Source organism: Endozoicomonas sp., assembly GCF_051008435.1.
In the GTDB taxonomy this organism is placed as follows: domain Bacteria; phylum Pseudomonadota; class Gammaproteobacteria; order Pseudomonadales; family Endozoicomonadaceae; genus Endozoicomonas_A.
This window is the reverse complement of record NZ_JBPCXO010000301.1, coordinates 1-5,488: the sequence shown is the minus strand read 5'-3', so window position 1 is coordinate 5,488 and position 5,488 is coordinate 1. Positions and strand designations below refer to the sequence as shown.

General features: G+C 48.2%; 5 protein-coding genes. 2 read left to right on the top strand and 3 right to left on the bottom strand.

Going from position 1 to position 5,488, the window contains the following annotated elements:
- Positions 1–111 precede the first annotated feature (111 nt).
- Together ACR2PX_RS15205 and ACR2PX_RS15200 are read left to right on the top strand one after the other, a co-directional pair.
- Entirely contained in the window at positions 112–1,368 is a 1,257-nt protein-coding gene (locus ACR2PX_RS15205; protein WP_434000202.1) for a hypothetical protein, read from the top strand.
- A gap of 44 nt (positions 1,369–1,412) precedes the next feature.
- A complete protein-coding gene (locus tag ACR2PX_RS15200; protein ID WP_434000201.1) occupies positions 1,413–2,141 on the top strand; it encodes a hypothetical protein in 729 nt (242 codons plus the stop codon).
- Between the two features lie 18 nt (positions 2,142–2,159).
- Here the strand turns inward: ACR2PX_RS15200 and tusA are convergent, their stop codons facing one another.
- From tusA to ACR2PX_RS15185, 3 genes are all read right to left on the bottom strand, one after another.
- Positions 2,160–2,411: a sulfurtransferase TusA gene (gene tusA / locus ACR2PX_RS15195; protein WP_434000200.1), complete on the bottom strand. Its 252-nt coding sequence runs from the start codon at positions 2,409–2,411 to the stop codon at positions 2,160–2,162.
- Positions 2,401–3,711: an MATE family efflux transporter gene (locus ACR2PX_RS15190; protein WP_434000199.1), complete on the bottom strand. Its 1,311-nt coding sequence runs from the start codon at positions 3,709–3,711 to the stop codon at positions 2,401–2,403. Before ACR2PX_RS15190 ends, tusA begins: the two co-directional genes overlap by 11 nt.
- Before the next feature lie 120 nt (positions 3,712–3,831).
- On the bottom strand, positions 3,832–5,367 hold the full coding sequence (locus tag ACR2PX_RS15185; protein WP_434000198.1) for a hypothetical protein: 1,536 nt from the start codon (positions 5,365–5,367) through the stop codon (positions 3,832–3,834).
- Between the last annotated feature and the right edge of the window lie 121 nt (positions 5,368–5,488).

Here is a 5,488-nt window from a genome sequence, read left to right as displayed (position 1 = left end):
GGAGTGAAGCTCAGTAAAGCTGAATTGAAGGAAATTCAACCTTACATCATACGAAACCCTGAGTTACGAAAGTGGGATGTTGCTATTGTGCCAGAGCCGGTAAATTATTAATTGCTGTACCCCTTAGGCGCGGGCTACAAGTATGCTCATGATGTTGTTTACCACATTACCTTGCCGCCCTTCTCAAGAGCAGGTATCAAGACTCTAAAGCTGGACTTTACTGAATCCCAGTACGGTCATCTGGGCGAAACGCCCGGGCAACTTTACCGTATGAGATTAATGGAACAGGCCTATCAGGCTTACGGTGGATGGATGTACAACCTCGAGGATACCGTGGACACCCATTATCATCCTGAGCAGGTCAGTGAGCAGGAAGTCCATGACTTGCTTCGTTCGTTCTCCAATATCCATGAAAAGGATCTCTATACCCGGGCCAGCGAGATTATGGAGAAGCTGTCCAAATCTGTGCTTGAAAAGGACGCTCAGAAGAAAGTTAAAGCCCATGTATTGACCGGTGAACTACTGGCCGCTGCCAGCAATATTGTCATTGCCCATGATCTCATTGAGCAGGCATCTGCAGATAGTAAACGACTGGAAGATTATGACCTGCTTAAAGCCGGCTGGAACGTCAAAGACAGCAAGCAAGCACTTTCGCCCGTGCATAAACCCGCCAGTAATGCCCTGATCATTTTAGGCCCCCATGACCCGGAACACTTTCAGGGCCAGATAGTGTTTTCGAAAACCTGGAACCCGGAATATAAACCGGACGATAAAAAGTCAGATCCGAAGGTATTTCATGATGGTATCCAGGGCAGTTTCACCATCAGTTGCATCGACAAGGATCATCACACTGTGCTTGATGAACACTCCGATACGAATCTGACCCTTTCTGTGGGCGATGATGACCCGGCCAAAAGTTTTGAGATTACTATGCAGGGTGGTGGCGCGAAATTAGCTTTGAGGCTGCCCGGTGTCGATGAAGCCCATGCCAAAACCTACGACCATAAGGCTGACGGCGTCTACTGCAAGCCTCATCACCGTATCCCGGATTCCGAAGACACTTACAACGAAGCAGACCCGGAAAACCTGATTTTTATTGAGTTCCAACTGGGCAAAAATCCAGGCCAGCAATACTATTCAAAGTCTGAAGTACCTGATGATATCAAGAAAGAAGCGCCCTACATTTATAAGTTTATCGTTCAGGGCCATCTGATTTCAGGCACCCTGACACAGGCCCAGTTTGAAGCGATCAATCTTGAGCATGTCAGCATCTCGGCTAATTTCCGAAATGCTCAGGGTCTGGCGCTGTATAACCCATTTGCCTTTTATTTCAAGTACCCCGAAGCCAAGAAGAAGAGCACCGAATAAACCAGTCTTGCCGTTCCACTCCTTGTGTTTGATGGAGCTCCATCATGAAAGGCTCGTCTATTTTCAGCAGTTTTCTGACTTTGCTCCTATTCAGTCAGACAACGACGGCCAATCTGGCAAACAGTATCCAGACCATCGAAGGCCTTCTGGCCCAGGGTAAGAATGTCGCCATTATACTGATATCAATGCAGGATGATTACGCCGGGCTGCACTATAACCCTATAGAATTTGAAAGTGCCTATGAAGACCAGGTTTCACTGCTCTGGTATTTTTACGGCAAAAAAGGCGTTCATTTTATTGATGTGCCTTACCACTATGGTGAGTACTCAAGAACCATGGAAGAGTTGCGCCATATTACTTTTCTCAAGAACATCCGTTATGGCAAACATGTAGAACCAGAGTTCAGTGAAGATGAAAATGAGCACTACGTGGTTGTTGAATCCCCGGATAAAATCATGGAAGCCATTAATGAGAATCTGGACAACCATTTCAACAGAAACAATATAAAAGACCTGTTTATGGTAGGCGTGGCCGATAATATTAATATGCCTCTGGAAGCCGACAAAGCCCTAAAGAAGGGCAGAAACGTTTATGTCGATGACGACTTGTCGATTTTTTACCCGAAAACGGCAAGAGATGCGGCAGACAAGCCCATCACCCGGGCCGAGAAAAAAGCCGCCAGCGATGAAGCCTGGAAGCTGGGTAATCTGGAGGAGAAATATCCGGAACAGTTCCACAGAGTCAGCGAAGAGCCGGTACTCTGTGGACAATAAACCCAAACGCTGTCTGGATCAGTCAGCCTGGTCCTGCTTACGAATCAGGTAGATGTATTGCTTTTCCAGCTGTTCATGAGACAACAGCTCATGGTCGAGAAAGTTACAGAACTTTGGAATATCCCGTTGGGTAGAAGGGTCGGTAGCCGTTACCTTGACCGTTTCACCCGGTTTCATATCCCTTACTTTGTTATGCAACATCATCACCGGTTCAGGACAAAGCAGGCCCGACGTATCCAGCTCGTGGTTAATTTCTATACTATTCGTCACATTTCCTCCTGTTATCACTCACCCAGGATCTGGACCGACTCAAAGATCGATAAACAATAGCCAGTCCTACACTGCGCGCCAGCATAAAGGCACTGTAGGCCAACCACAAGCCGTGATTCCCCATATCCCGGGTCAAATACCAGACTGGGAGAAACACCAGTAACGTCGATACCAGCATGGTATGTTGCATCATGTCCGTACGAACGGCACCAATGAATACACCATCCAGCCAATAACACCAGACGGCAAATAACGGCATGGCCGCCAGCCAGGGCAGATAAACTGTTGCGGTTTCAGCGACCGCAGGGATGTTCGTCAGCAGACCGATAACATTCTGCCCTAGAAGCATGAAGACAATAAAAAACAGAACGGCACAGATCAGTGAGCAATAGCCCGTCACCCGGACAATTTGTTTAAATCGATCTTCTCTTCGCTGCCCCAAAGCCTCACCGGTCAGCGCCTCAGCCGCATGGGCAAATCCATCCAATCCGTTGGAGATCAACAGCAGCATATTCAATAACAGGGCATTCGCCGCAAGGACATGACTGCCACTTTGCGCTCCCTGAGCGGTAAAAAAGGCCTGGGTTCCCAGCAGACAGAGAGTGCGAACAAACAGATGTCGATTCAACAGCAAAAGCCGGCGCATGGAGCTTACATTTAGAATCATTGAACGTACAAAGGTTCCTGGCTTCCCTTTCAACGTTCGGATGACCATCCAGATGCCCAGAACCAGACTGGTATAATCAGCAATCACGGTGGCCAGTGCCGCGCCGTGAGTAGCCATACCCAGGCCAAGAACAAACAGCAGATCCAGAATAATATTGACGAGATTCGCCAACACTAGAATCAACAACGGCCCTTTGGGGCGATGCATTCCGATCAGCCAACCCACAATGGCATAATTAATCAAAACCGCAGGGGCTGAGAAAATTCTTGTCGTGAAGTAGATTCTTGCCTGCTCGGCCACGTCTGCAGCCGGATTGAAAAAAGGCAGAGCAACATCAAGAAGAGGACGGTGCACCAGGATAAGAGAAAAGCCAATCAACAAAGCCAACAGGATCGACTGCGCCAGCCATTGCCGGGTCTCCTGATGATCATTCTGGCCCAGTGCCTGAGCTACCAGCCCCGTGGTACCCATTCGCAGGAAACCGAATGCCCAGAATACCAGGGTAAATAATGTACTGCCGATGGCGACTCCAGCCAGATAGACTTCGGAGGAGAGATGCCCCAGTACACCCGCATCAACCAGCCCCAACAGAGGCACAGAAATGTTGGAAAGAATAGCGGGCCAGGCAAACATCCAGACCCGCCGATATAATGCGTTAGTCGACGTCAACGCCAGCCCTCACAATTGTCTGACAGAATTCAGACTATTGTATGGGACTTTCGTTCATACCAGTATACGTAAAGTCATACTCTATTACTGGCTATTGTCTGGCGTCGTATCATCCGGTGTTTCGGGCCTGCTCTCATCATCAATCACCCTAAAAGGCAGAGCGGGCTCATGAATCTCATCGGGCTGGCTCTCTGCCACTGTCTCAGCCTCAGGCACGTCTTCACTCTTTGGCTCTATACTGCTACTGCCCTCTGTCTCAGCTAACAGCATTTGTTTTTCCACGGTGAAGCTGGATGTCATAACATAATAGATATCCACCAGATAGCTGGTCACTGCTTTCTGCTCCTGAGTCATGGAGCCATCCTTAAGCCGAGCGGTCCTTGCTACCGGTAATTCAGACTTTGTGTCATACCTGAACGTCTCACCCAGTGCTTCATGCTGCTTAGCCAGCTCACGTAGCTGCTCTTCCCTCTGTTTCTGAGCGATTTGTGATTGTTGAGCCAGCTGTTGCATCGCTTCAAAATGATCAATACTCTGTTCAGCCAGTCGTCTATATCGGTCAATCATGTCCTGCCCCAATGGATGAGTATCTGCCTGGGTTTTACCCATCTCTTTTAAAGCAGCTCTGACCTTTTCAAGATAAGTATCTGTTGCCTTGCGTAACTGTGTGTATTGATCCATCAAAGTGTCTTTGTTTAATGCCCATTCCTCCACCAGTCCCCTGAGGCTTTTGAGCTTTTGCCAGGCCACCTTGAGTTGACGGCTCGGTCCACTTAATGAAGCCAGATGGTCATCCTGCCTGGCTTCAACTTCTGTCCTATAACGCTCAAATGATTGCCTGGACTTTTCCAGCCCTGCCTGAACCGTGGCTTCGTCCATTTTCTGAGCCGAGTCAAGCCAGGCTTGCTGTTCTGCTTCTGATGGAGGGGTCGGGAGTTGAGGCGGGCTCAACACCACTTCGGAATGGGAAGTTTCCAGATCTAACGTTTCGATATATAAACGATAATGGTTTCTAATACCCAACTGCATTCTCAGCGTGCGGGTTTGACCATCGGGCCCTTTAATGATTAGCGAAGAGAATTCCAAACTGACTCTGATCTCAACAAAATCGCCGCGTAGCAAGATTTCCACATGCTTTCTGGGCTTTTCTGAGAGCATGACGGTACCGGCAAACACATTGGGATGGCCTCGCAAACGAATGTATTGTTGCAACCCAAGAGATAACTCCAGTATTCCCTGCTGAAGGCCGAGAGACTGCATCTTTTCTTTGATGATACTGTCAATATTAATGGGCACCACCGAGCAGACTTCCTTCACCACCTCTTTCATCAAGGAAGTATTCTTGAGGAACAATCTCAGAGCGGCCAATAGATCCATCACCATCCGTTGGTCAAGCTCCGCTCTTTCCAACCCAGGCAATCCTGAATGAATCATCTGTCGATGCTGATCGTGATGGTAGACCACTTCATTTTTGCCCCGAGCCAGGACAATGTCCCAGCCTCTTTCATCAAGCTTTTCCAGAGAGCATTCGACCTCTTGCGTTCCTCCTGCTTTGCCCAGCTCTTCCAGAATATTGACAACCAGTTCGTATTTATCATTATCCTGAATCCGTGAGTTCATGATCGTTAAATTTGCCAAAAACTCAGTAATATCAGCATCTGTAGACTAATATTTGCTCATCTGGGTTTTCACCCTATAAGTGCGTTTTTGTGGAACTGAAATTTGAGCAATCCGACACGGA

What these genes read in the sequence shown, in the direction of transcription:
- ACR2PX_RS15190 (WP_434000199.1), bottom strand. Translation starts at nt 3,711, where the DNA reads ATGTTTGCCTGGCCCGCTATTCTTTCCAACATTTCTGTGCCTCTGTTG.
- ACR2PX_RS15185 (WP_434000198.1), bottom strand. Translation starts at nt 5,367, where the DNA reads ATGAACTCACGGATTCAGGATAATGATAAATACGAACTGGTTGTCAAT.
- ACR2PX_RS15200 (WP_434000201.1), top strand. Translation starts at nt 1,413, where the DNA reads ATGAAAGGCTCGTCTATTTTCAGCAGTTTTCTGACTTTGCTCCTATTC.